This window comes from Arthrobacter sp. BC5 (assembly GCF_056680255.1).
In genome coordinates this window covers 1,033,021-1,056,338 of record NZ_CM155273.1, presented here as the reverse complement: position 1 = coordinate 1,056,338, position 23,318 = coordinate 1,033,021, and the positions used below count along the sequence as shown (strand labels likewise).

General features: G+C 69.2%; 25 protein-coding genes and 1 tRNA gene. 17 read left to right on the top strand and 9 right to left on the bottom strand.

Going from position 1 to position 23,318, the window contains the following annotated elements; all coding sequences use genetic code 11:
- Window positions 1-142: 142 nt before the first annotated feature.
- The 6 genes from AC1MFI_RS04740 to dhaM all read left to right on the top strand — a co-directional run bounded on the left by AC1MFI_RS04740 (window position 143) and on the right by dhaM (window position 4,546).
- A complete protein-coding gene (locus AC1MFI_RS04740) occupies window positions 143-1,033 on the top strand; it encodes a bacteriorhodopsin-like (protein ID WP_479819981.1) in 891 nt (296 codons plus the stop codon).
- An 81-nt stretch (window positions 1,034-1,114) separates the two neighbouring features.
- Window positions 1,115-1,624: an amino-acid N-acetyltransferase gene (locus AC1MFI_RS04735; RefSeq protein ID WP_479819980.1), complete on the top strand. Its 510-nt coding sequence runs from the start codon at window positions 1,115-1,117 to the stop codon at window positions 1,622-1,624.
- A gap of 123 nt (window positions 1,625-1,747) precedes the next feature.
- Window positions 1,748-1,924: a CsbD family protein gene (locus AC1MFI_RS04730; RefSeq protein ID WP_400483352.1), complete on the top strand. Its 177-nt coding sequence runs from the start codon at window positions 1,748-1,750 to the stop codon at window positions 1,922-1,924.
- Window positions 1,925-2,148: 224 nt separating this feature from the next.
- Window positions 2,149-3,150, top strand: coding sequence for a dihydroxyacetone kinase subunit DhaK (gene dhaK, locus AC1MFI_RS04725; RefSeq protein ID WP_479819979.1), 1,002 nt, complete (start codon window positions 2,149-2,151; stop codon window positions 3,148-3,150).
- A gap of 2 nt (window positions 3,151-3,152) precedes the next feature.
- Window positions 3,153-3,803, top strand: coding sequence for a dihydroxyacetone kinase subunit DhaL (dhaL, locus tag AC1MFI_RS04720; RefSeq protein ID WP_479819978.1), 651 nt, complete (start codon window positions 3,153-3,155; stop codon window positions 3,801-3,803).
- The gene (dhaM, locus tag AC1MFI_RS04715; RefSeq protein ID WP_479819977.1) at window positions 3,800-4,546 is read left to right on the top strand and encodes a dihydroxyacetone kinase phosphoryl donor subunit DhaM; all 747 of its coding nucleotides are present in this window, start codon (window positions 3,800-3,802) and stop codon (window positions 4,544-4,546) included. The genes dhaL and dhaM overlap by 4 nt, the downstream gene beginning before the upstream one ends.
- Before the next feature lie 29 nt (window positions 4,547-4,575).
- Here the strand turns inward: dhaM and AC1MFI_RS04710 are convergent, their stop codons facing one another.
- Window positions 4,576-5,505: an HhH-GPD family protein gene (locus AC1MFI_RS04710; RefSeq protein ID WP_479820784.1), complete on the bottom strand. Its 930-nt coding sequence runs from the start codon at window positions 5,503-5,505 to the stop codon at window positions 4,576-4,578.
- A gap of 300 nt (window positions 5,506-5,805) precedes the next feature.
- On the opposite strand from AC1MFI_RS04710, the gene AC1MFI_RS04705 reads away from it, so the two are divergent.
- Window positions 5,806-6,462 (top strand): hypothetical protein, encoded by a 657-nt coding sequence (locus AC1MFI_RS04705; RefSeq protein WP_479819976.1) that lies wholly within the window; start codon window positions 5,806-5,808, stop codon window positions 6,460-6,462.
- A gap of 79 nt (window positions 6,463-6,541) precedes the next feature.
- Here AC1MFI_RS04705 and disA read toward each other — a convergent pair whose 3' ends face one another.
- From disA to AC1MFI_RS04690, 3 genes are all read right to left on the bottom strand, one after another.
- Window positions 6,542-7,618 carry a DNA integrity scanning diadenylate cyclase DisA gene (gene disA, locus AC1MFI_RS04700; RefSeq protein WP_479819975.1) on the bottom strand — a complete coding sequence of 359 codons (1,077 nt, stop codon included), beginning with the start codon at window positions 7,616-7,618 and terminating at the stop codon, window positions 6,542-6,544.
- 241 nt (window positions 7,619-7,859) lie between these two features.
- On the bottom strand, window positions 7,860-9,245 hold the full coding sequence (gene radA, locus AC1MFI_RS04695) for a DNA repair protein RadA (protein ID WP_479819974.1): 1,386 nt from the start codon (window positions 9,243-9,245) through the stop codon (window positions 7,860-7,862).
- A gap of 62 nt (window positions 9,246-9,307) precedes the next feature.
- Window positions 9,308-10,435: an FUSC family protein gene (locus AC1MFI_RS04690; RefSeq protein WP_479819973.1), complete on the bottom strand. Its 1,128-nt coding sequence runs from the start codon at window positions 10,433-10,435 to the stop codon at window positions 9,308-9,310.
- A gap of 223 nt (window positions 10,436-10,658) precedes the next feature.
- Here AC1MFI_RS04690 and pstS point away from each other — a divergent pair, with 223 nt between their 5' ends.
- From pstS to pstB, 4 genes are all read left to right on the top strand, one after another.
- On the top strand, window positions 10,659-11,777 hold the full coding sequence (gene pstS, locus AC1MFI_RS04685; RefSeq protein WP_479819972.1) for a phosphate ABC transporter substrate-binding protein PstS: 1,119 nt from the start codon (window positions 10,659-10,661) through the stop codon (window positions 11,775-11,777).
- Between the two features lie 146 nt (window positions 11,778-11,923).
- Entirely contained in the window at window positions 11,924-12,856 is a 933-nt protein-coding gene (gene pstC / locus AC1MFI_RS04680; RefSeq protein ID WP_479819971.1) for a phosphate ABC transporter permease subunit PstC, read from the top strand.
- Complete coding sequence (pstA, locus tag AC1MFI_RS04675; RefSeq protein ID WP_479819970.1) at window positions 12,856-13,962, top strand: phosphate ABC transporter permease PstA; 1,107 nt, start codon at window positions 12,856-12,858, stop codon at window positions 13,960-13,962. Before pstC ends, pstA begins: the two co-directional genes overlap by 1 nt.
- Window positions 13,963-13,992: 30 nt before the next feature.
- Window positions 13,993-14,772 carry a phosphate ABC transporter ATP-binding protein PstB gene (gene pstB / locus AC1MFI_RS04670; RefSeq protein WP_400483340.1) on the top strand — a complete coding sequence of 260 codons (780 nt, stop codon included), beginning with the start codon at window positions 13,993-13,995 and terminating at the stop codon, window positions 14,770-14,772.
- Between the two features lie 145 nt (window positions 14,773-14,917).
- Here pstB and AC1MFI_RS04665 read toward each other — a convergent pair whose 3' ends face one another.
- From AC1MFI_RS04665 to AC1MFI_RS04655, 3 genes are all read right to left on the bottom strand, one after another.
- Entirely contained in the window at window positions 14,918-15,928 is a 1,011-nt protein-coding gene (locus AC1MFI_RS04665) for an inorganic phosphate transporter (protein WP_479819969.1), read from the bottom strand.
- Window positions 15,929-16,546, bottom strand: coding sequence for a DUF47 domain-containing protein (locus AC1MFI_RS04660; RefSeq protein WP_479819968.1), 618 nt, complete (start codon window positions 16,544-16,546; stop codon window positions 15,929-15,931).
- Between the two features lie 214 nt (window positions 16,547-16,760).
- Complete coding sequence (locus tag AC1MFI_RS04655; RefSeq protein ID WP_479819967.1) at window positions 16,761-17,408, bottom strand: hypothetical protein; 648 nt, start codon at window positions 17,406-17,408, stop codon at window positions 16,761-16,763.
- A gap of 150 nt (window positions 17,409-17,558) precedes the next feature.
- On the opposite strand from AC1MFI_RS04655, the gene AC1MFI_RS04650 reads away from it, so the two are divergent.
- Window positions 17,559-17,635: transfer RNA gene (locus AC1MFI_RS04650), tRNA-Lys, on the top strand.
- Between the two features lie 48 nt (window positions 17,636-17,683).
- On the opposite strand, the gene AC1MFI_RS04645 is transcribed toward AC1MFI_RS04650, so the two are convergent.
- Window positions 17,684-18,439, bottom strand: coding sequence for a ZIP family metal transporter (locus tag AC1MFI_RS04645; protein WP_479820783.1), 756 nt, complete (start codon window positions 18,437-18,439; stop codon window positions 17,684-17,686).
- 200 nt (window positions 18,440-18,639) lie between these two features.
- Between AC1MFI_RS04645 and AC1MFI_RS04640 the strand changes: the two genes are divergently transcribed.
- The 5 genes from AC1MFI_RS04640 to AC1MFI_RS04620 all read left to right on the top strand — a co-directional run bounded on the left by AC1MFI_RS04640 (window position 18,640) and on the right by AC1MFI_RS04620 (window position 22,748).
- On the top strand, window positions 18,640-19,308 hold the full coding sequence (locus tag AC1MFI_RS04640; protein WP_479819966.1) for a hypothetical protein: 669 nt from the start codon (window positions 18,640-18,642) through the stop codon (window positions 19,306-19,308).
- A gap of 81 nt (window positions 19,309-19,389) precedes the next feature.
- Window positions 19,390-20,658 carry an endonuclease/exonuclease/phosphatase family protein gene (locus AC1MFI_RS04635; protein WP_479819965.1) on the top strand — a complete coding sequence of 423 codons (1,269 nt, stop codon included), beginning with the start codon at window positions 19,390-19,392 and terminating at the stop codon, window positions 20,656-20,658.
- Window positions 20,659-20,911: 253 nt separating this feature from the next.
- Window positions 20,912-21,148: a hypothetical protein gene (locus AC1MFI_RS04630; RefSeq protein WP_479819964.1), complete on the top strand. Its 237-nt coding sequence runs from the start codon at window positions 20,912-20,914 to the stop codon at window positions 21,146-21,148.
- A 143-nt stretch (window positions 21,149-21,291) separates the two neighbouring features.
- On the top strand, window positions 21,292-22,029 hold the full coding sequence (locus AC1MFI_RS04625) for a hypothetical protein (protein ID WP_479819963.1): 738 nt from the start codon (window positions 21,292-21,294) through the stop codon (window positions 22,027-22,029).
- Window positions 22,026-22,748 (top strand): hypothetical protein, encoded by a 723-nt coding sequence (locus AC1MFI_RS04620; protein ID WP_479819962.1) that lies wholly within the window; start codon window positions 22,026-22,028, stop codon window positions 22,746-22,748. Before AC1MFI_RS04625 ends, AC1MFI_RS04620 begins: the two co-directional genes overlap by 4 nt.
- A 275-nt stretch (window positions 22,749-23,023) precedes the next feature.
- Here AC1MFI_RS04620 and AC1MFI_RS04615 read toward each other — a convergent pair whose 3' ends face one another.
- Window positions 23,024-23,302: an HPr family phosphocarrier protein gene (locus AC1MFI_RS04615; RefSeq protein ID WP_400483330.1), complete on the bottom strand. Its 279-nt coding sequence runs from the start codon at window positions 23,300-23,302 to the stop codon at window positions 23,024-23,026.
- Between the last annotated feature and the right edge of the window lie 16 nt (window positions 23,303-23,318).

Here is a 23,318-nt window from a genome sequence, read left to right as displayed (position 1 = left end):
GGCGAATCGTGAGGGACTACCTCTGGACTTCTTTTCTACAGAACGTAGAATTGATCCACACTTCGCGTGGAACAGGACAGTTTCCATCGTCCACCGGTGTGCAGGGTTCATTTCGATAGATTCTGTGCAAAGGAGCACGTTCATGATTCCAGACGCCCTCACGCAGGGCCAATACGACACGGTCTACAACTTCCTGTCGCTCGTCATCGCGGCCCAGTTGTTCACCGCGCTGTTCCTGGTGCTCGCCCTCCAGCGGGTCCTTCCCCGGTACCGGCAGGCCCTGGTCATCGCCGCCGTGGTCTGCGGCATCGCCGCGTACCACTACTTCCGCATCTTCGACTCGTTCCGGGAGGCATTCGTCACGGACGCCGTCGGCGGCCGCGGCACCTACTCGCAGGCAGCCGGCTCCTCCTTCAACGAGGGATACCGCTACGTCGACTGGCTGCTGACGGTGCCGCTGCTGCTGGTGGAGCTCATCGCCGTACTCGCCCTCGCCCGCACGGTGCAGGCGCAGCTGCTGTGGAAGCTCATCCCGGCCGCGACCCTGATGATTCTTCTCGGCTATCCCGGGGAGATCAGTTCGACGGACGGTTCCCGGGTGCTGTGGGGGGTCCTCTCGACCATCCCGTTCCTGTACATCCTGTACGTGCTGTTCGTCGAGCTGACGAGGTCCCTGGATCGGCAGCCGGCCGGGGTCGCATCCCTGATCAGCCGCCTGCGCATCCTGCTCCTCGCCAGCTGGCTCGTCTACCCGCTGGCCTACGCCCTTCCCCTGCTGGGCATCTCCGGTGCGGACGCCTGGGTCCTCAAGCAGGGCGGGTACTCCATCGCCGACATCGCGGCGAAAGCCGTGTACGGGCTCATCATCTACCGCCTGGCGAAACTGAAGTCGTACGCGGACGACCCCGCCTTCGCTGCGGTCGAGGGGGCAGCCCACGGCGAGGAGGCACTCGAGGAGGTGCGGCCGAGGCGCCGTGGCGCCGCCGCAGGATCCGCGCCGGTCGAACGTGGCGAGTCGAGCCGGACCGCCTGAGCCGGAGTCCCGTGGCAGCGGGGCCGGCCCGGGGTCGCCGGCCGGCCCCGCTGCGGGGCGGGGCTCAGTAGAGTGGGGTGGATGACCGCGTCCTTCACCATCCGCCCCGCCCGCACCGCGGATGTCCCTGCCATCAAGGCGCTCGTCGAGCCGCTCGCCGAGGAGCGCATCCTGATGGCGAAGGAGACGGTCGCGTACTACGAGGGACTGCCCGAATTCCGCATCGCGGAGTCCGACGACGGCGAGGTGCTCGGCTGCGGGGCGCTGCACATCATGTGGGAGGACCTCGCCGAGGTGCGCACCCTGGCGACGTCGGTGGCTGCCCGCGGGCGGGGCGTCGGGCACGCCCTCGTCGAGGAGCTCCTGCAGGAGGCCCGCGGCTTCGGGGTGAGCCGCGTGTTCTGCCTGACCTTCGAGGTGGAGTTCTTCCGGCGCCACGGCTTCGAGGTCATGGCCGACCAGTCCGCCGTCGACCCGCAGATCTACTCCGAGCTCCTGCGGTCGCATGACGAGGGCGTCGCGGAGTTCCTCGACCTGGCCCGCGTCAAGCCCAACACCCTCGGCAACACCCGCATGATCCGGCAGTTGTGAGGCGGGTCGGCTGGCTTTCCGGCGACCGACGGGGATAAGGTAAGAGTACTTAGCATTTCCGCGGGGATGCTGGCAGGCCACCGGAACCGGCGGCTGTACACCGAACTGAAGGAGGTCCGAATCATGGGACTGGATGACAAGATCGGGAACAAGGGCGAAGGCCTGGGCGGCAAGGTCAAGGAAGGCCTCGGCAAGGCCACCGGGAACGAGAACCTGGAGGCCGAGGGCCACAAGGACCAGGCGACGTCGAGCCTCAAGGATGCCGGCGAGAACGTCAAGGACGCCTTCAAGCGCGACTGATACGGCGCAGGCCGACCCGCACGGCGGGCGGCATGGCCACCTGAGGGGGGGAGCCCGGTTCTCGGGCCCCTCCCTCAGGCGTGCCGGACCGGGACGGTGCCCGGCTCCGCCCGGGCTATAGGCAGGGGCGGGAACGGGCGGTAACGTTTCCAGTGGCCGGGGCGGTCCACTGAAGGCGGGCTGCAGGCTGTCAGAATGTCCGTCCCAGGCAAGGAGCAGCCGCCGTGAAGAAGCTCATCAATGACCCCAGGGCCGTGGTCGACGAATCCGTCGAAGGATTCGGCATCGCCCACGCAGACCTCGTGACGGTCCATCCGGATCCCCTCTTCATCACCCGCAGGGACGCCCCCGTCCGGGGCAAGGTGGGAATCGTCTCGGGGGGCGGAAGCGGCCACGAACCGCTCCACGCCGGCTTCGTCGGGCGGGGGATGCTCGACGCCGCGGTGCCGGGCGCCGTCTTCACCTCGCCGACACCGGACCAGATCATCCCAGCCACCACCGCCGTCGACGGCGGCGCGGGTGTCCTGCACATCATCAAGAACTACACCGGCGACGTCCTCAACTTCGAGACGGCGGGGGAGATGGCCGAGGCCGAGGGTGTCACCGTGCGCTCGGTGCTCGTGGACGACGACGTCGCCGTGGAGGACTCGCTGTACACCGCAGGGCGCCGCGGCGTCGGCGGGACGGTCTTCGTGGAGCGCATCGCCGGTGCCGCTGCCGAACGCGGCGACGACCTCGACGGCGTCGCGGGCGTGGCGCAGCGGGTCGTGGACAATGTCCGGTCGATGGGCGTAGCCCTCGCGGCCTGCACCGTCCCCCACGCAGGGGTTCCCAGCTTCGACCTCGCGGAGGACGAGATCGAGATCGGCATCGGCATCCACGGCGAGCCGGGCCGGCACCGGATCGCCATGGAGGATGCCGACGGCATCACGCAGCGCCTCCTCGACCCCATCGTCGCGGACCTCAGGCTCACCTCCGGCGACCGCACGCTCGTCATGGTCAACGGCATGGGTGGAACGCCCGCCAGCGAGCTGTACATCGTGTTCCGGAAGGTCGCCCAGCTGCTCGAAGGCCTCGGCGTGAGGATCGAGCGGTCACTCGTGGGCAACTACATCACGGCCCTCGAGATGCAGGGGGCGTCGCTGACCATCCTGCGGGTCGACGACGAGATGCTCGACCTCTGGGACTCACCCGTCCACACGGCCGCCCTGCGCTGGGGGGTCTGAGAATGGCGAGCACCCTCGATACGCAGTGGGCTGTCCGGTGGATCCATGAGACGGCTCGCGTCGTCGCCGAGAACCGTGCCCTCCTGATCGACCTGGACCGCGCCATCGGCGACGCGGACCACGGCGAGAACCTCGACCGTGGCTTCAGCGCCGCCGTCGCGAAACTCGACGCCGGCGACACACCCGTCACGCCCGCGGCGGTCCTCAAGCAGGTCGCGATGACCCTGATGTCCACCGTCGGCGGAGCCGCGGGCCCGCTGTACGGGACGGCCTTCCTGCGCGCCGCGACCTCCCTCGGGGAAGCCGGGGAGATCGACCCCTCGGCGGCGGCCGGCATGATCAGGGCCGCACGCGACGGCATCGTCGCACGTGGCAAGGCCGAGGTCGGGGACAAGACCATGGTCGATGCCTGGACCCCCGCCACCGAGTCGGCCGAGACGGCTGCGCAGGCCGGGGCCACCGTCCCGGAAGTGCTCGCCGCAGCGGCCAACGCCGCCCATGCCGGAGCCGTGGCGACCGAGCCCCTGATCGCCCGCAAGGGCAGGGCCAGCTACCTCGGTGAGCGCAGCGCAGGCCACCAGGACCCCGGAGCGGTGTCGTCGGCCCTGATCCTGCAGGCGGCAGCGGACACCGCCGGAGGAGTCGTCGCGTGAGCGTCGGCCTGGTCATCGTCTCCCACAGCGCGAAGATCGCGGAAGGCGTTGTGGAGCTCGCAGCACAGATGGCGCCCGACGTCGTGCTCGTCGCGGCCGGGGGAACCGGCGACGGCGCCGGCCCCGCGCGCATCGGTACGAGTTTCGACCTCGTGCAGGCGGGGATCGAGCGTGCATCCGGCGGCGACGGCGTCGTGGTCCTCACCGACCTCGGTTCCGCCGTCATGACCGCTGAGATGGTCCTCGAGTTCCTCGATCCCGAGGCCCGGGAGTCCGTGCGGCTCGCGCAGGCGGCACTCGTGGAGGGAGCTGTTGCTGCGGCCGTCCAGGCCCAGGGCGGGTCCTCCCTCGACGAGGTGGTCCGGGCGGCCGAAGGAGCAGTCGTCTCCATCCGGCCCGAGGACCTGGAACCCTTCGTCTCCCACGCCGCGGCCGCGCCCGGGCAGGGTGATCCGGCTCCGGCATCCTCCTCGGAGGGCGCGCCCACCGCGAGCGGCTCGTGGACCCTGCCGAACCAGATGGGCCTGCATGCCCGCCCTGCTGCCGCGCTGGCAACGGGGCTGACGGAGATGGACGTCGAGGTGACGGTCAACGGCGTCGACGGCAAATCGGTGATGCTCCTGATGAGCCTCGGACTGGGACAGGGGAAGACCGTCACCGTCGAGGCCAGCGGCCCGGATGCGCAGGCGGCGGTGGACTTCGTCGGGCAGGCGGTCGAATCGGGGTTCGGCGAACCTTCCTGACCTGCCGCCGACCGCACGGCGCGCTGCTGCTAGCCGGGCAGCCGGATCCCTCGTCCGGTCTCCTCCGCGAGCCCGTCCGAGAGCAGGCCGGCGAGGGCTCGTTCGAGTTGCTCGCCCGGTGCCCGCAGTCCGTGCAGGATGCCGAGCGCAGCCGGTCGCCCGGCCGGTACCGAGAGGTCCGTCGCCGGTCCGTCCATGTCGAGGTCCACAGGTGCCTCCATGAGCAGGGCCCGCGGCACCGGATCATCCGCATCCCGCAGGACGGCCACGATCGCGCCGCGCACCTGCCGGTCCGTGCCGGCCCAGGACTGGCCCTTCGGCACGTACTCGGGGGCCGGACGCCCCGCTGCCACCCAGGCGCAGGCGTCCCGGACCGGGCAGGCATCGCACGCCGGCGCCCGCGCCGTGCAGATGACCGCACCCAGTTCCATCACCGCGGCATTCCAGCGCACGGACAGTGCGTCGTCGGCGGGCAGGAGCGCGGCGGCCCGTCTCGTCTCGGCGGCCGTCAGCGCCGGAGCGGGCAGCGCACTGCCTCCGAAGAGCCGCGCATGGACCCGGCGGATGTTGGTGTCGACGACGGTCTCCCGCCTGCCGAAGGCGAACGCCGCGACCGCCGCGGCCGTATAGGTGCCGACACCGGGCAGGGACAGGAGCTCGTCGTGCTTCGCCGGGACGGCGCCACCGTGGTCGGCGACGATGGCCGTCGCCGCGGCGTGGAGGCGCAGCGCGCGGCGCGGGTACCCGAGGCGGCCCCAGTGCCGGACGGCGGCGCCCGACGGTTCAGCGGCGAGGTGGGCGGGGGAGGGCCAGCGCTCCAGCCACTCACGCCAGACCGGCAGGACCCGCACCACCGGGGTCTGCTGCAGCATCACCTCGCTCACGAGGATGCCCCACGGCGAGCACGAGGGCTCTCTCCACGGCAGGTCCCGCGCCGCCTCCGCGAACCAGTGCGCCATGCGCTCGTGGACGCTCTCCGGGGTCGCCGTCGGGGTCGGGGTCGGGGTCGCCGTCGGGGTCGGGGCCGGCGTGGCTCGGCCGGCAGGGCGTGCGGCAGCGACGGGGCTTCCGTTGCCGGGGTTCATGGGGTGTTCCTGGATCATGGTCGTGAATACTCTATCCACCGGCGTGGTGGCAGGCGGAATGCGCCGGCGCCTCCCTAGCATTGATGGATGGAATCTTCGGGTGGTCACGGCTCGCACAGTCAGGCAGGCGGCAGGCGGGGCCCCGGTGCCGCGGTATATCGCCGGCGCCGGTTGGTGGTGACTATCCTGGCCCTGCTCGTCGTCGCCGTGCTCGTGGCCGGAGGAGTGGCCCTCGCAGGGGTGCTGGGCCGGGACGCGGACGGTGGGGCGGTGGGCTCATCCACGTCCCCAGCAGCTGCGGGACCGGCCACGGCGGATCCTGCTCCGACACCCAGCACTGCTCCGACGAGCACGGCATCACGCGCGACACCGTCCGCCACGGCGTCGCGCAGCGCAACCCCGCAAGCCACGCCATCGCCCACGGCGACGGCCTCACCCTCGTCCGACACCTGCGATTCCGCCGCGGTCACGGTCACTGCGGAGACGGACAAGCAGAGCTACGGGCCCGCCGAGAACCCCGTCCTGTCCCTCGTGGTGCGCAACGGCGGAAGTGCGCCGTGCACCGTGAACGTCGGCACGTCCCAGATGGAGTTCGTCCTGACCCGTGCCGACGAACGCGTCTTCTCCTCGACGGACTGTCAGCAGGCGTCCCAGGACCTCGAGCGGACCATCGAGCCCGGCGGTGAGGAGCGGGCGACCTTCGAATGGTCACGGGACCGCTCGGTGCCGGGATGCACGCTGGTGGACGAGGTGCCCGGCGCCGGCAGCTACACGCTCACCACTCGGCTCGGTGCCCGGAGCAGCACACCCGTGACGTTCGAACTCCAGTAGCTCGCCCGCGAGGTGGCGGGTCCCGCGGCCGGGGCACCGGCGGGTGCGGCCCGCCCGGCGCCCGGACGGGCGGTGGCTGCTACATGAAGCGGTCGAGCAGACTCGTCTCCGCGATCCGAGAGAGGCCCTCGCGGACGGTCCGGGCGCGCTGATCGCCGATGCCGTCCACGGCCATGAGGTCCTCGATGTTCGCGGCCATGAGGTTCTGCAACCCGTCGAAATGGTCCACGAGGCGGTTCGCTACGGCCGGCGGTACGGCCTTGATGCCGGAGAGCAGCCGGTAACCCTTCGGCTGGATCACGGCCTCCAGCGAGTCGATCGAGGGGTTGAAGCCCAGCACGCTCGCGATGGTGCCGAGGTCGATCAGGTCCGTCGAGCTGAAGCCCTGCAGGGTGGCGACCCGTTCCTCGACCGGCGCCGTGCTGGAGCCGAGGTCCATGTAGTCCCGCAGCACCATCTCGCTGCCCGGTCCGAGGCCGGTGGTCAGTTCCTCCACCTGCAGGGAGAGGAGGCGGCCGTCGACGCCGAGTTCGAGCACGTACTGCGAGATCTCCTCCGAGATCCGGCGCACCATCTCCTGGCGCTGCAGGGTGACGGCGACGTCGCGCACGGTGACCATCGCCTCGATCTCGAGTGCGGAGAGTGAATTCGTGACCTGGTCGAGCCGCGCACGGTAGCGCTCGAGGGTGGCCAGTGCCTGGTTGGCGCGGGCGAGGACAGGCTCGGAGCCCTCCAGGACATGGCGGATGCCGTCGATGTAGAGGGCGATGATCTGCATGGACTGGCTGACGCTGATCACGGGGAGGCCGGTCTGCTTGGCCACACGCTCGGCCGTGCGGTGGCGCGTACCGGATTCCTGCGTCTCGATGGTGTGGTCGGGCACGAGTTGGACTGCTGCGCGGAGGATCCGGCTCGCATCCTTGTCACAGACGATGGCGCCGTCCATCTTCGCCAGTTCGCGCAGGCGCGTCGGCGAGAACTCGATGCCGATATCGAAGCCGCCGGAGCAGATCGAGTCCACCGTGCGATCGAAGCCGAGGACGATCAGCGCTCCGGTCCGTCCCCTCAGGATTCGCTCAAGACCGTCACGCAGGTGGGTTCCAGGGGCTACTCTGGCGAGGGTGGCTTTGAGCGAGTCCTCCGGACTACGAACCATGGGCCTATCCTTTCACCGCCCGCGCTGTCGAAGGCCCGGCGCAGTCGGGCTGCCGCCGTCGAACCACGGACGGCGGGCAGTGGCTACGGGTGTGCCCGCGCAGCCGAGGATAATACTACTGGCGCGCGCGAATTCCTCCATACCGGGTGCTGTAACAGATCCGTGACGCCCATGCCCGCGTGGAGTGCCCCGAGGGCGTACGCGGCTCCGGCGGGCCCGCTCCTTCCGCCGGAGCCGCCTCCTAGAAGAGGAGTGCCAGCGCCTCCGTGAGGGTCGATACTTCCCGGACCGAGAAGCCCTTCGGGACGGGACCCGTGCCCCCGGGCGACGCGGGGACGATCGCATGGGTGAAGCCGAGCCGCTCCGCCTCCTGGATGCGGCGGCCGATACCGGGAACAGGACGTACCTCCCCCGCGAGGCCCACCTCCCCGAAGGCGATGAGCCGGGCAGGCAGGGGGTGGTCCGTCTTCGCGGACGCGATGGCCAGGGCGACGGCGAGGTCCGTGGCCGGTTCGGTCAGTCGGACTCCGCCCACCGTGGCGACATAGCTGTCGTCCTTGTGGAGGCTGACGGATGCTCGGCTCTGCAGCACGGCCAGCAGCATGGCGACCCGCGAGCTGTCGAGGCCGCTCGTGGCGCGCCGTGGCTGCGCGTTGGGGGATTCGGCGAGCAGCGCCTGCACCTCGGCGAGGAGGGGGCGGCGGCCCTCGAGGGTCACCGTGATGCACGTGCCGGACACCGGGTCCTTGGTCCGCGACACGAAGAGTCCGCTGGGGTCGGCGAGTCCCTCGATACCGCCGTCCGTCAGGTCGAAGCAGCCGACCTCGTCGGTGGGTCCGTAGCGGTTCTTCACGGCCCGCAGGAGTCGCAGGCGCGAGTGTCGCTCGCCCTCGAACTGGCAGACGACGTCGACGAGGTGCTCGAGGAGCCTCGGGCCGGCGATCGAACCGTCCTTGGTGACATGGCCCACGAGCAGGGTGGTCATCCCCCTCGCCTTCGCGGCCCCGATGATCGACGCTGCGACCTCGCGTACCTGCGTGACCCCGCCGGCACTGCCGTCCACCGCGGCGCTGCTGAGGGTCTGCACGGAATCGACGATCAGCAGGGCCGGGTCGATCTTCTCCACCTGGCCGAGGGCCTGGCCGAGGTCCGTCTCCGCGCTGAGGTACAGCGAGTCGGCGACGGCGTCGATCCGGTCCGCCCGGAGCTTCACCTGGGCCGCCGACTCCTCACCCGTGACATAGAGGACGTCCTTGCCCAGCCGGGCGACGCGCGCGGCGACGTCGAGCAGGAGCGTGGACTTGCCGACGCCGGGCTCCCCGGCGAGCAGGATGACGGCGCCGGGCACCAGCCCCCCGCCGAGCACGCGGTCGAGTTCGTCGATCTTCGTCGGCTGGAACCCGGACAGCGTGGCGTCGACCTCGGCGATCCTTCGCGCGGGCGTGGTCACCGCCGTCGCGGCCGTGGTGCGCGCGACGACCTGCCCCGTCTCCTCGACGCTTCCCCAGGCCTGGCATTCGCCGCAGCGGCCCACCCACTTCGCCGTCGTCCACCCGCATTCCGCGCAGCGGTAACCGGGGGTGTTGCCGCGGCTCGCGCGGGCGGCAGGGGAGGTCTTCGTGGCCATGGTTTCAGGCTACCGGCGGGCACCGACAGACACGGCCAGGCGGTCCCAGGCACGCGCAGGGGTCAGAGCCGGGGGAGGTAGTCGGCGGCGTCCTCGTGCGAGAGCCCGGTGGCCTCGAGCAGGTCCACGACGAGCGGGCGCAGGAGCAGGACGAGCCCTTCGCCCTCGAGGCGGCTGATCCTGAGGGTCGCGGGATGGAGGTCGGTCGCCACCGCCGCCAGGTCGTTGCGGGCCTCGCGGAGGTTGAGGCGGCGCTCGGCGGAATCACTGGCCGACAGGGCTCGGCTGAGCACGTCGACGGCGTCGGCCGTGTCCTCGAGCGACTGGCCGAGGCTCTCGATCGCCTCGTCGGTCAGTGCCGCGTGGTTGATGGCGGACGCCAGCCGGCGCGAGAAGACGCGGCTGTTGCGGATGGCGAGGTCTATCGATTCGATGGCGCTCCGCAGGGACCCGAGCTCGTCACGGTGGCGCCGGTAGGCCGGGGAGATGCGGGCGACCTCCTGGGCGGCCTTCATGCTGCCCGTCAGGCCGTCGAGCTTGGACTGGGAGTTCCGGGCCCGGACGAGCGCGTGCCAGGCCAGGGTGGAATCGCTCTGCCGGAGGGCGGAGGCGCCGTCCCGGAGAACACCGGAGAGCTCCTCCAGGAGTCCGCGCACGTTCGTCTTCGGCTCACGGCGCGGATCCCGCGGCAGCAGCATGGTGATCACGAGTGCGAACAGGCCGCCCACGATCGCGTCGACGCTGCGTGTGAACGGCCCGCCCTCCGGTGCCGGGAGCAGCACCACGAGCAGCGACTGCAGCCCGAGCTGCGTGGTGAAGATGGTCCCGCTGTCCAGGAACCGGGCCAGCAGGATCGAGATGAACAGCACGACGGCGGCCTGCCAGAGCCCGGTGCCGAAGAACGTGAGGAGGAGATCACCCACCGAGATCCCGAGGGTGCAGCCGATCGCCACCTCGAGGACGCGCCGGAGGCGCGGATCCCGCGAGAAGCCCAGAGAGATCATCGACGACGTCGCGGCGAACAGCGGTCCGTTGTGGCCGAGCACCTCCTCCGCGAAGGCGTAGGCGCCGACGGCGCAGACCGTCATCTGGAGGGCGGTGACCACCGAGTTGGAGCTGCGCTTCAGGCCGATCCGCGAGCGCTTGCGCAGGAACGCGAGGGTTGCTGTGATTCCCTGGCGCGGCGGCATGCGTCCAGTCTAGGAGGTGCACACGAAGGAGACTTCCGTCTCATTGGCCAGTGCGAACCGGCTGCACCGGGCAATGGACCTGCGCTGTTCACCTTCCGTTCATATGGCTTGGCCAGTCTCTTTACCTGCACTGCCTAGCTTCGAGGATGTACAAGAACGCGTACATCTCTACCGAGTGCCATTCGTGCACCGATGAATACATCCCTGGAAGGGGCAAAATCTAGTGAAGGCTCTTCGCTTTGGCCGCGCTGCGGCAGTTATCTCCGTAGCCGCGCTGGCGCTGACCGCATGTGGTTCCGACAACGCCACCAACGAGCCAGCCGCAGAGGGACCTGCGTCCTCCGCCGCAGGCACCGCGGTCACGGGAACGCTGACCGGTATCGGCTCCTCGGCGCAGAACTCCGCGATGGAGGCCTGGAAGACCGGCTTCGAATCCACGAATGATGGCGCGATGGTGCAGTACTCACCCGACGGATCGGGTGCCGGCCGCAAGGCCTTCCTGAGCGGCGGCGCCCAGTTCGCGGGCTCGGACGCGTACCTCAAGGACGAAGAGATGACCCAGGCCATGGAGGTCTGCGGCCCGGACGGCGCGCTGAACGTCCCGACGTACATCTCTCCCATCGCGATCGCCTTCAACCTGGGTGAGGTCACCGAACTGAACCTCGATGCCCCGACCATCGCGAAGATCTTCAAGAAGGAGATCACCACCTGGAACGATCCCGCGATCGCTTCCCAGAACGAGGGCGTCGAGCTCCCCGACACCCCGATCACGGTCGTGCACCGCTCTGACGAGTCCGGGACCACCGAGAACTTCGTCGACTACCTCGCCGCTGCGGCTCCCGAGGACTGGACCTACGAGGTCGCGGGCGCCTGGCCTGCCGAGCTGCAGTCCGAGAACGCCAAGGGCACCTCGGGTGTCGTCCAGACCGTCACCTCGACCGACGGCGCCATCACCTACGCCGACGCCTCGGCCGTGGGAGACCTCGGCAAGGCCAAGGTCAAGGTCGGCGAGGAGTACACCGAGATCAGCTCCGACGCGGCAGCCAAGGCCGTCGAGGTCGCCACCCCGGTCGAGGGCCGTCCCGAACTGGACATGTCCCTCGAGCTCGAGCGCGATACCACCGAGTCCGGCGCCTACCCCGTCGTCCTGGTCAGCTACCACGTGTACTGCACCACCTACGACAGCCAGGAGACCGTCGACCTCGTGAAGGCGTTCGGCTCCTACGTCATCAGCGAGGACGGCCAGGCGGAAGCAGAGGCATCCGCCGGCAACGCCCCGCTGTCCGAGTCGCTCCGCGAGAAGGCCCAGACGGCCATCGACTCCATCAAGGTCGCCTCCTAGCGACGGCCCTCCGGTCCCGTCTGGTCTAATGGAGACCGGACGGGACCGTCCGCCGTTCACGGCTGGAATCCGCAGTGACCTTCCCTTCTCGGCCCGGTACCCGGGCCGGCACTGCACCTGAAATCGACCGCCTGGAAGGCAAAGACGTGTCAACCAACTCGCTGAAAGCGTCGACAGATCGAGGCCGCGCAGGCGACAAGATCTTCTCCGGAATCTCCCTCACCGCCGGTGTCCTGATCCTGGCAGTGCTCTTCAGCGTCGCGGTGTTCCTGCTCGTGCAGGCTGCCCCCACCTTCACCGCCGATCCCACCGAGGTCACCGGCGGCAACGGGTTCACCGCCTACATCCTGCCGATCGTCATCGGCACCGTCGTCGCGGCCGCCATCGCCCTGCTGATCGCGACGCCGGTCGGCATCGCCGTCGCCCTCTTCATCTCGCACTACGCTCCCCGGCGGTTCGCACGGGCCTTCGGCTACGTGATCGACCTGCTCGCGGCCATCCCGTCGGTCATCTACGGCGCGTGGGGCTACATCGTCCTCGCCCCCCAGCTCGCGAAGGCCTACACCTGGCTCGCCGAGAACCTGGGGTGGATCCCGATCTTCGCCGGACCGGCCAGCCAGACCGGCAAGACCATGCTCACCGCGGGTATCGTCCTCGCCGTCATGGTCATCCCCATCATCACCTCGCTCAGCAGGGAGATCTTCCTGCAGACCCCCAATCTCCACGAGGAGGCGGCGCTCGCCATGGGCGCCACCCGTTGGGAGATGGTCAGCATGGCGGTCCTGCCCTTCGCCCGCCCCGGGATCATCAGCGCCACCATGCTCGGCCTCGGCCGCGCACTGGGCGAGACCATGGCCGTGGCCCTCGTCCTGTCACCGGGTGCGCTCGTCGCAAGCCTCGTGAAGTCCGGCAACCAGACCATCGCAGCCGAGATCGCACTGAACTTCCCGGAGGCCTTCGGCCTGCGGCTCAACGAACTGATCGCCGCGGGTCTCGTGCTCTTCGTCATCACGCTGATCGTCAACATGATCGCCCGCTTCATCATCACCCGGCACAAAGAATTTTCGGGAGCTAACTAATGGCAGCGAACCAGACGCTCCAGCGTCGCCAGTCCCAGCTCACGCGCGGGCACCTCCCCTCGTACGCCGTGTGGGTCGTCCTCGCGGCCTCCGTCATCCTGGGAGCGGCGCTCGCCTCCCTGATCGGTTTCAGCGTCGTCGGGTGGGCGATCATCTCCGCGATCGTCTTCGTTGTCGCCGCGACACTCGTCACCGCCGTCGCCGAAGGGGAGCGGAAGGCCAAGGACCGGCTCGTCACGTTCCTCGTGTACGGCGCCTTCCTGATCGCCCTGCTCCCCCTCGTCTCGGTCATCTGGACCGTGCTGGAGCGCGGTGTGCCGGGCCTCAGCTACAACTTCCTCTTCACTTCCATGAACGGCGTGACCGGCGCCGTGGACAACCAGGCCATCGAGAACGGCACCCCGGTGCTGGGCGGGGCGTACCACGCCGTGCTCGGCACGCTCCAGATCACGCTCTGGGCCACGCTGATCTCGGTGCCGATCGGCCTGCTCACGGCGATCTACCTGGTCGAGTACGGCTCGGGCAAGAACCTCACCAAGGCCATCACGTTCTTCGTGGACGTCATGACGGGCATCCCCTCGATCGTCGCCGGCCTGTTCGCCGCGGCCCTGTTCTCGCTCCTGTTCGGGCCGGGAACCCGCACGGGCTTCGTGGCCGCCGTCGCCCTCTCCGTCCTCATGATCCCCGTGGTGGTGCGTTCCACCGAGGAGATGCTGAAGATCGTGCCGAACGAGCTCCGCGAGGCGGCGTACGCGCTGGGCGTGCGCAAATGGCGCACCATCACCAAGGTGGTGATCCCGACGGCGATCTCCGGTATCGCCTCTGGCGTAACCCTCTCGATCGCCCGGGTCATCGGCGAGACCGCCCCTATCCTGGTGACGGCGGGGTTCGCGAGCTCCATCAACTGGAACGTCTTCAGCGGCTGGATGAGCACGCTGCCCACCTTCATCTACTACCAGATCCTCACCCCGACGTCCCCGACGTCGCCGGATCCGAGTACCCAGCGCGCCTGGGCCGCTGCGCTCCTGCTGATCCTCATGGTGATGCTGCTGAACCTGGTCGCCCGGTTCGTCGCCCGTATCTTCGCCCCCAAGACCAGCCGCTGACAACGCGCGGTAACTACCGATAAGGAAGCAATGTCCAAGCGAATCGACGTCAAGGACCTGAACGTCTACTACAGCAAGTTCCTTGCCGTGGAGGATGTCAACATCAACATCGAAGCCCGTTCGGTGACGGCGTTCATCGGTCCCTCGGGCTGCGGCAAGTCGACGTTCCTCCGCACCCTCAACCGCATGCACGAGGTCATCCCCGGCGCACGCGTCGAGGGAGAGGTGCTGCTCGACGGCGACAACCTGTACGACACCGCCGTGGACCCCGTGACCGTGCGCGGCCAGATCGGCATGGTCTTCCAGCGGCCCAACCCGTTCCCGACGATGTCCATCCGCGACAACGTGCTGGCCGGCGTGAAGCTCAACAACAAGCGCATGAGCAAGTCCGACGCCGATGCGCTCGTCGAGAAGTCCCTGCAGGGCGCCAACCTCTGGAACGAGGTGAAGGACCGCCTGGGACGCCCGGGGTCGGGTCTCTCCGGCGGGCAGCAGCAGCGCCTGTGCATCGCCCGCGCCATCGCGGTGTCGCCGCAGGTGATCCTGATGGATGAGCCGTGCTCCGCCCTGGACCCCATCTCCACGCTGGCCATCGAGGACCTCATCAACGAGCTCAAGGCCGAGTACACCGTGGTGATCGTGACGCACAACATGCAGCAGGCGGCGCGCGTGTCGGACAAGACGGCGTTCTTCAACATCGCCGGCACGGGCAAGCCGGGCAAGCTGATCGAGTACGGCGACACCACGACGATCTTCAACAAGCCCGCCGTTAAGGCGACCGAGGACTACGTCTCGGGTCGCTTCGGATAGAGAGCGGCACCGGAATCCGGTACTGATGGCCTGACGACGACGGCGGCTCCCGAGGGGGCCGCCGTCGTACGTTCCGGGGGACGCGTGCACCGTGGACGATGCCGCGCCGGGTCGGCGGGGTGGAGCCGGCCTGCGTGAGTGGCTGTTACAGGAGCGGGCTCAGCGCCAGGAAGAACACCGCACCCATGAGTGCCGTCGCCGGTGCCGTCCCGAGCCAGATCGCCACGATCCGCGCCACCCGCGGCCGCTGGACGGAGGCGAAGCGCTGGTTGGCGCCGGCCCCGACGATCGCGGACGTCATGGTGTGGGTGCTCGAGAGCGGGAAGTGCAGCGAGATGGCGCCGATGAACAGCATCGCCGAGCTCACGCCCTGGGCCGTCATGCCGCGCAGCGGATCGATGTGCACCAGCCTGTTGCCGAGCGTGTGCGTGATGCGCCACCCGCCGAGGAGCGATCCGGCCGTCAGCAGCAGGGCGGCGAAGAGCTGGACCCACAGGGGCATGTCGGAGCCGGTCGCGTAGCCCGAGCCGACGAGGGCGAGCAGCATGACCGCCATGGTGCGCTGGCCGTCCTGGAGCCCGTGCCCGAGGGCGAATGCGCCCGCGAGGACCGACTGCGCCATGCGGTTCCCGCGGTTGACCTTCGCCGGTGATCCGTGGCGCAGCAGCCAGGTGGCAGGGAAGACGGCGGCGTACGCCAGGAGGTAGGCCACGACCGGTGAGAGCACGAGGGGCAGCACGATCTGCAGCAGGACGGTTTCCCCGGCGCCGCTCATGGCCGGGCCGTCGGTCAGTTGGGAGGCTGCTCCGGCTCCGATGATGCCGCCGAGCAGCGCGTGGGTGGACGACGACGGCTTGCCGCGGTACCAGGTGACGAGACCCCAGATGCACGCCGACACCAGGGCTGCGATGAGGATCCCGAGGCCCGTCGAGCCGGGCGGAAGGCCGATCCCGGCGTCCGTGAAGAACAATGCCAGCGATGTGCTGAGCAGCGCCCCGACGAGATTGAAGAGCGCCGCGAGCAGGACGGCGACGGTCGGGGTCAGCGCCCGCGTCCGCACCGCGGTGGCAACCGAGTTCGAGACGTCGTGGAAGCCGTTGAGGAAGGCGAAGCCGCCGGCGGCGACGATCACCACACCGAGGAGGAGTGGCTCCACCTACGATTCCTTGACGAGGATGCTACCCACCTGGGTCGCGACCCGCCGGATGTCCTTGGTGACGTCGACCAGCTGGTTCGCGACGTCGCGGTGCCGCGCGTACACGAGGGGTTTGTGGTCGTCGAGGAGCTCGGCGCACCAGCTGCGGTGCGTCCGCTCGGCCCGGCGTGCCAGGCGGAGGATCTCGATCCAGTACTCCTCGAGGTCCTCCATGGAGTTGAGCCTCTGCATGGCGACGGCGGTCAGCTCGGCCTGCCGGTTGATCACCTCGAGCTGGTCGGCGGCCCGCTGGCTCAGCTTGCTCAGCTTGTACAGCGCGATCAGCTCCCCGGCGCCGTCGAGCTTCTCGATGGCCTCGTTGAGCAGGCGGGACAGCACGTAGAGGTCCTCGCGCGGGAGCGGGTTGATGAAGGACGTGCGCATGGAGGTCAGGAGCGCGAAGTGCAGGTCGGTGGACGCCGATTCGTGCTGGTGCAGTTCCTCGGAGAGGCGGTCGTACTCCTGCGTGGATGCGCCGAGGATCGCGGACATCGTTCCGACGCCGAGCACGAGTTGTTGTGCCATGCGGGAGAGCAGTTCCAGCCCAGCGTTCTCCTGAGGAAAGAGGCGTAATTTCACGGAGTCTTCCTCGGAGGATATGGAGGTGTCAGCGCTCCGGCCGGAGCCGCGCTGTGTGCAGGAGAGCAAAGTAGTGGCGTCGAACCGGGAGCGCCTCTCGGCGGAAGGCCGCTCGGAGCGGCTGAGTGTTGAAGCCCGGGGGTTCCACGGTCCGACGCCGATTTAAGTCTTGCCCTTCCCGGAGCCGCTGTCAACATCGGCGCCGGCGGGCGGGTCAGTCGAGCTCTCCGCGCCGCCACGACGCCGCGGCGTGCTCCAGGTCCTCGGCGGTCTTGATCAGCTGGTGCGAATTGCGCGTCAGTTTCGAGGCATGGGGACCGTTGGCGAGCTCGGCGTCGTCGGCGTGGTTGGCCTGGCCGAGTGCGACGACGCGGCAGAACGCGGCGAACCGTTCGAGGGCGACATCGAAGTCCCCCTCGAAGGCACCGGACAGGATGGTGTCGGCCATCGTGGTCATCTCGGTGGCTCCCGGCGGCTCGGCCACGCCGGCCACGACCTTCGACACCTGGGCCGCTTCCTTGCCCGAGGCGAAGTAGGCGGCGATGCGATCCGGGTTCTGCTGGGTGGCTGCCCTCAGCGCGTACAGGCGCCAGAGGGCTCCGGGCAGCGAGCGTGCGGGGCTCTCGGCCCACATCTCCGCGATCGCCTCGAGGCCCTGCCGGTCGGCGAGTTCGACGAGGCGGCGGGTCACGTCCGGGTCCTCGGCGTCACGCCCGTGGTGCACCAGGGCATGCGCTGCCATATGGGCGGCCTCGGACACGCGCGAGGGATCGACTCCGCCCGCGAAGACCTCGAAGTCCGCAGGAGCGAAGGGCTTCGGCTTGTGGGGCCGTGGGCTGTTGTTCGTGTAGTCGCCGTCCATGGAACGAGGATACTCCTGCGGAATTTCGGGCCGGAAGGCGTGGTTCGGGGCCAGTCCTCGGAGGGGGAGCGATTGCGATAAAGTTAGCGGGTCATCGCTCCTGGCTGCGGATTCATGGATGGACGGGTACGCGGCGGGTGGCGGTGTGGCGGGCCCTTAGCTCAGTTGGCTAGAGCAACGGACTTTTAATCCGTGGGTCGAGGGTTCGAGCCCCTCAGGGCCCACCACGCGAGGAAGGACCCCGGGATGCCCGGGGTCCTTCCTCGTCCGGAGGCCTAGCCGGAGACCTCGTGGACGACGAAGGCCGTGAGGAAGCCGAGGGCGGCGATGAGCCCGGTCAGCATGTGCTGCTTCTCGAAGGCCTCGGGGATCATGGTGTCCGCCACCATCGCGAGGATCGCGCCGGCGGCGATCGCCGTGATGATCGCGACCGTGACGCCGGAGGCCCCTGCCAGCAGGGAGTACCCCGCGAGGGCCGCGAGGCCCGAGACGAGCGCGATCCCGCCCCACAGGCCGAACACATAGCGCGAGCTGCGCCCCGCGTTCTTCATGCCCGCAGTGCTCGAGAGCCCTTCGGGGACGTTCGAGATGAAGATCGCGACGAGGACGGCCGGGTTCACCGCCCCGCCCGCCACGAGTCCGAGACCGAGGACCACCGACTCCGGGATGCCGTCGAGCAGTGCTCCGAGCGCGATCGCATTGCCGCTGCCGGCGTCGTCGGACTCCGACGGCTGCTGGGCGCCGGACCGCTTGCGGTGCTGCGCGCCCTGGCGTGCGAGGACCGCGTTCGCGCCGACGTACGTCACGGCCCCGACGAGGAAGCCGAGCGCCGTCGGGGCGAGCCCTCCGCTCTCCTGCGCCTCGGCGACGAGTTCGAAGGCGAGCGCGGAGATGAGGACCCCTGCGCCGAAGGCCATCACGAAGGATACGGTGCGGGGCGGCACCTTCCATCGCCAGGCGATGGCGGAGCCGAGGAGCAGGGCGCCTCCGGCGATCGCCCCCCAGCCGAATGCCTGCAGCCACAGCGGCACGAACCACTCCTTCCCGGTGCCCGCGGGCACGACGACGAAAAACCTGGCCCAGCCTGTCACAGGACTCCTGCCGACGGCAGGGCGCGCTCCGGGCGACGTGGGGATTGACGGGCAGCCGCCGCTCGTTTGGACTTGTACGAAGAACTACTCGACGGCTGGAACAGGCGCCGGAGGCGCCACGGCCGGGCAGGGAGGTATCCATGGACACTGTCGGCACCGCGGGAAGCCTGGTCGCCTGTTTCGTGATGGTCGGCGCCGCTGCGCTGGCGGGTTGGCGTCTCGACGAGGTGTCCCGCCGCAGGGGAGGTGCGGACGACTACTTCTGGATCGCGTTCGGGGGAGCCGCCGTCATCGCGGGGGCGGGGGCCGTCCTAGCGTTGCCCGGCGGGCCGGGCATCGCCCTGGCGCTGGTGGTGGGCCTGGTCGCCTCGGCCGCAGCCGCCGGCTGGGCCTGGTGGCGCCAGGCCAGGCGGAGCCGGGCGGCCGCGCAGTCCTCGCGAGCAGCCGCGTGGGCGGAACTGCACCGGCGCCACGACGAGGTGATCCGGCGCTGGGCGGACTACGACCTCGATCCCTGGAAGGCGATGCGCTACCCGGCTATGCACGATTCCGCCCGGCCCGAGGGCCGGGCCGTCGTCCGTGCCCTGCGTGCGGCGGCCGAAAGCGGCACGGGCGTCCACTCCTCCGGGGAGGATTCGGTTGATCGGAGGCGGTACGCAGAAGCCGTGGCCGGCCTCGAACAGGCGTTCGCGCGAGCCGAGCAGCGTGTCGGAGCCTGCCGGGAGGGGGTGGGGGCTCGGCACCGGGCGGCTCCCGTCGACCTTCAATCGTTACCTCCGAGCCGGTTGCAGGGCACCTTGCGCGGCTAGGGTTAAGTTACCGAAACGAACCACTGTGGTCGCCGGCCGTCTTCCGGACCGGCCGGCACGCGAACCGGGAGAGGGGGCACCATGCGCGTCCTGGCGCAGTGCTCAGCCGCAGTGCTGGCCGTATCCCTTCTTCTCGCCCCGGCGCCGGCCGCGCTCGCCCGCCCCTCGGAAGAGAGCCGCTCCGTGCTTCCGGACGGCGGGCAGGGCCAGCAGGGCGTCCGGTTCGCCACCTACAATGCAAGCCTCAACCGCCAGGCCCCCGGGGACCTCGTGCGGCACCTCGGCACACCGGACGATGCCCAGGCGCGTGCGATCGCCGAGGTGGTCCAGATCAACCGGCCCGACGTCGTCCTCCTCAACGAGTTCGACTACGCGCCCGGCAACAGGGCCGCCGACCTGTTCAACCGGAACTACCTCCAGGTCAGCCAGAACCGGCAGGACCCGGTGGAGTACCCGTACGTCTTCACCGCTCCGTCCAATACGGGGGTCCCGAGCGGTTTCGACCTCGACAACGACGGCGGTACCGGTGGTGCGGGTGATGCGCTCGGGTTCGGCGCGTTCGAGGGCCAGTACGGCATGGTCGTCTACTCCAGGTACCCCATCCAGATGGAGTCAGTACGCACCTTCCAGGACTTCCTGTGGAAGGACATGCCCGGGGCGCTGCTTCCCGACAACCCGGCCACGGATACGCCGGGCGACTGGTACTCGTCGGCCGAGCTCGCCGTGCTTCCCCTGTCCAGCAAGTCCCACTGGGACATCCCGGTCGTGGTCGGTGGCAGGACGGTCCACGTGCTCGCAAGCCATCCCACGCCTCCTGTGTTCGACGGCGAGGAAGACCGCAACGGCAAGCGCAACAGCGACGAGATCCGGTTCTGGTCCGACTACGTGACCGGCGGAGCGGGCGCGGCCTACATCCAGGACGACCGCAGGGTGGCAGGTGGCCTCGCGCGCGGGGAGCGCTTCGTCATCATGGGTGACCAGAACAGCGACCCTCTCGACGGCGACTCGCTCCCGGGGTCCATCGACCAGCTGCTCGGGAACAGGCTGATCCAGGATCCGTTGCCGTCCTCGAACGGCGCCACCGAGGCGTCCGCGCTGCAGGGCGGCGCGAATGCCGCCCACCGCGGGGACGCGCAGTTCGACACGGCGGACTTCGAGGACCGCACGGCCGGCAACATCCGCGCGGATTACGTGCTCCCGTCACGCAGCCTGCGGGTCTCCGGCTCCGGCGTCTTCTGGCCCCGGGTGGGCACGCCCGGCTCGGAGCTGACCGGCATCTTCCCCTTCCCCACGAGCGACCACCGCCTGGTCTACGTGGATGTCACCGTCACCGGTGCCAGGCAGCGCTAGGCCCGGTCCGGGCTGCAGGGCCCGGAAGATACCTTGTCGCGGCACGACGGCCGGTGTACGGTCGATGGCATGAGGACGATCCTTTTTCAGTAGTCGAGCGGGCTCCGGCTCCGCTCCACGCCACTTGTCGATGACAGCACTCCAAGGGCGCCCACTGATTCTGTCCGGTCCTCCGGCACCCGCAGCTCGACCCCCGCACGGTGCCGCTCTGTTCCGAGCCGTTCCGTGGGTGCACGCACCAGGAAGGAACACCATGACCAGCACGCCCCAGAACAAGCAGTCCCACGCGGATGGGCAGGAGGCCTCGAGCACCGAGGGGACGGTGAAGGGCCCGGCTCCCCGGAAGCTGCAGGACGATCCGCGCGCACAGCTTGCCCTCGCGAAGAAGAACCAGACGGCCAAGCCGACGGCGGCGACAGGTGCCGGCCACGCCAAGGCAGCCCATGAGAGCAGCAAGCAGGGGAAGAAGGAGAAGAAGGTGCGCTGGTAGGCACCGGCCGGGCGTCTCGAGCGGACTGACGAGCCGCTTAAATGGAGCTGGCTCCGAGTTCTGCGTATGGGGGAATCGCAGAAATCGGAGCCAGCGATCTAAGTATACTTCGACACCAGACCGAAAAGTCCAATCGAAAGGTGATGATGGCCGTCACAGCCAAAGCCTTCCAGTTGTGGCGCTCCCAGATCGCTCCGCAGGACACGGTGTCCGATGCCTGCCGCTTCGCCGGCATCAAGCGTTCGACCCTCGCCCAGCAGCTCGTGCGGGGCAAGGTGTCGGTCTCCACCGTCGTGGCCATCGCCCGCGGGTACGGGGTCCCACCGGTGGACGCGCTTGCCGTCTTCGACGGCTACGGGGACCTTCCCGCCGGAAGGAGGGAGCCTACGGACGCGGAACTCGTCAGCCAGGTCTCCCACATCGACATCCTTCGCCTGCTCGTGGCGCGCAGCGAGGACAGGGAGTGCATGGGGACCGATCTGCAGCAGGGCCTCGCCCCTTTTCCCCACCGGAACTCCGTCCGGGCCTGGATCGAGGCCATCGATCCGGGTGACCTCCGCCAGCAACTCGCCGCGAGCACGGGAGTCGCCCGGCAGAACCTCTCCGCCCAGCTCACGGCAGGGCGGCTCGCTCCCGGGATCGCCGTGCAGGCAGCTCGTATCGCGGGCGTCTCTCTGACCAGCGGGCTCGTGGTGACCGGACTGCTCACTCCGGAGGAGGGCGGGTGGCCCGAGGACGGGCGCGCCCGAGCCCTCTGCGCCCTGAGCGACCTCGATCTCGTGTTCCTGGCCCGCGACCGGCTCGACGTCCTCGGCAAGCAGATCCGGCGCGCGGAGCTCGACGACGGCAAGGACCGCGTGATGTGGGAGAACCTCGGATGACGGTCATCGCCATCCAGTGGATCGCGCTCGTCCTGTGTGCGGTCGGAGCCGCGCTGCGAGTACCCGGTGCGCGCAGGGGGCAGGGGCGGACGGTCTTCCTGGCCCTCGTGCTGCTCACCGTCGCGGTCGGCCTGTCGCTGGGGCCGATCTACGACGCCGCGGACGCCCTCCTGGGCGGAGCGAACATCGCGAACCTGCTTCTCCGGTTGACGCTCTACGCCGTCTTCGTGCTGCTCGGGATCCGGATGGCCGCAGCCTTCCAATCCCCCCTGGCGCGCCGCCTGATCGTGGGGCCTTTCGGCCTGGCGATCCTCGGCCTGACCGTCGCGGCGACGCTCTACTTCTTCATCGCCAGTGAACTGGCGGGCAGTTCGACGGGTCTGGCCGACTTCGAGGACCAGGACACGGTGCAGCAGTATGCTGCCGTAGGCCGTCTCTACCCCGGGTACGTGGCGGCCTGCCTGGTGATTCCCGCGGTGGCCGCGATGGCCGACCGGCACGCGCGCATCATCCATCGGGTGGCGTCCGCGTTCCTGGCGCTCGGATTCTCGCTCGTGGTGGTGTTCGTGCTGCTGAGGCTGACACCCCTGGAGCTGATGGCCTGGGACATCCTCCTGCCGTTCTCGGCAATCGTGCTGACGGTCCTGGGACTGTGCCTCATCTGGCTGAGCCACACCCTCGGCAGGAGGCGGAACAGCGAGTCCAACAAACTCGCCTAGCCGGACCGGTTCATGGAGTCCGGGTCACTGTGCCCTCAGTGCAGAAAAGTGACGCAATCGTGTCCTTGCCGTATTCACGGTTCTATGTCGGCGTGCAAAAATAATGATTATGTAACTGCCGCTGTCCGTGGGGGGTCAGCGGATCGTTACCCGGCAGGTAGGTGTGTCCATTAGAACGGGTGGACCCACCTACCTGGTCCTGAGCGCAGGGGACGCCGAAAAGGGCACCACCCGCCACGTATCGACGGCGGATGGTGCCCTTTTCGGTATGCGGCCTACTCGGCGTCGTGGTCCGTCTCGATGATCCGGGCCAGGCCCTCCAGCGCGTCCGCCGCACCCTCGCCTTCTGCTCGCAGCACGATGACGTCGCCGTGCGATGCCCCGAGGCTCATGAGCGAGAGGATGCTCGAGGCGTCCATCGCCTCCTCCGCGGGCTCGCCGTCCATGGCGATGGTGACCTCGAGGGGCAGCTCACCTGCGGCCTCCGCGAAGATGGAGGCCGGGCGGGCGTGCAGTCCCACGCGACTCGCCACGGTTGCCTTGCGTTCTGCCATGATGTGCTCCTTCGAT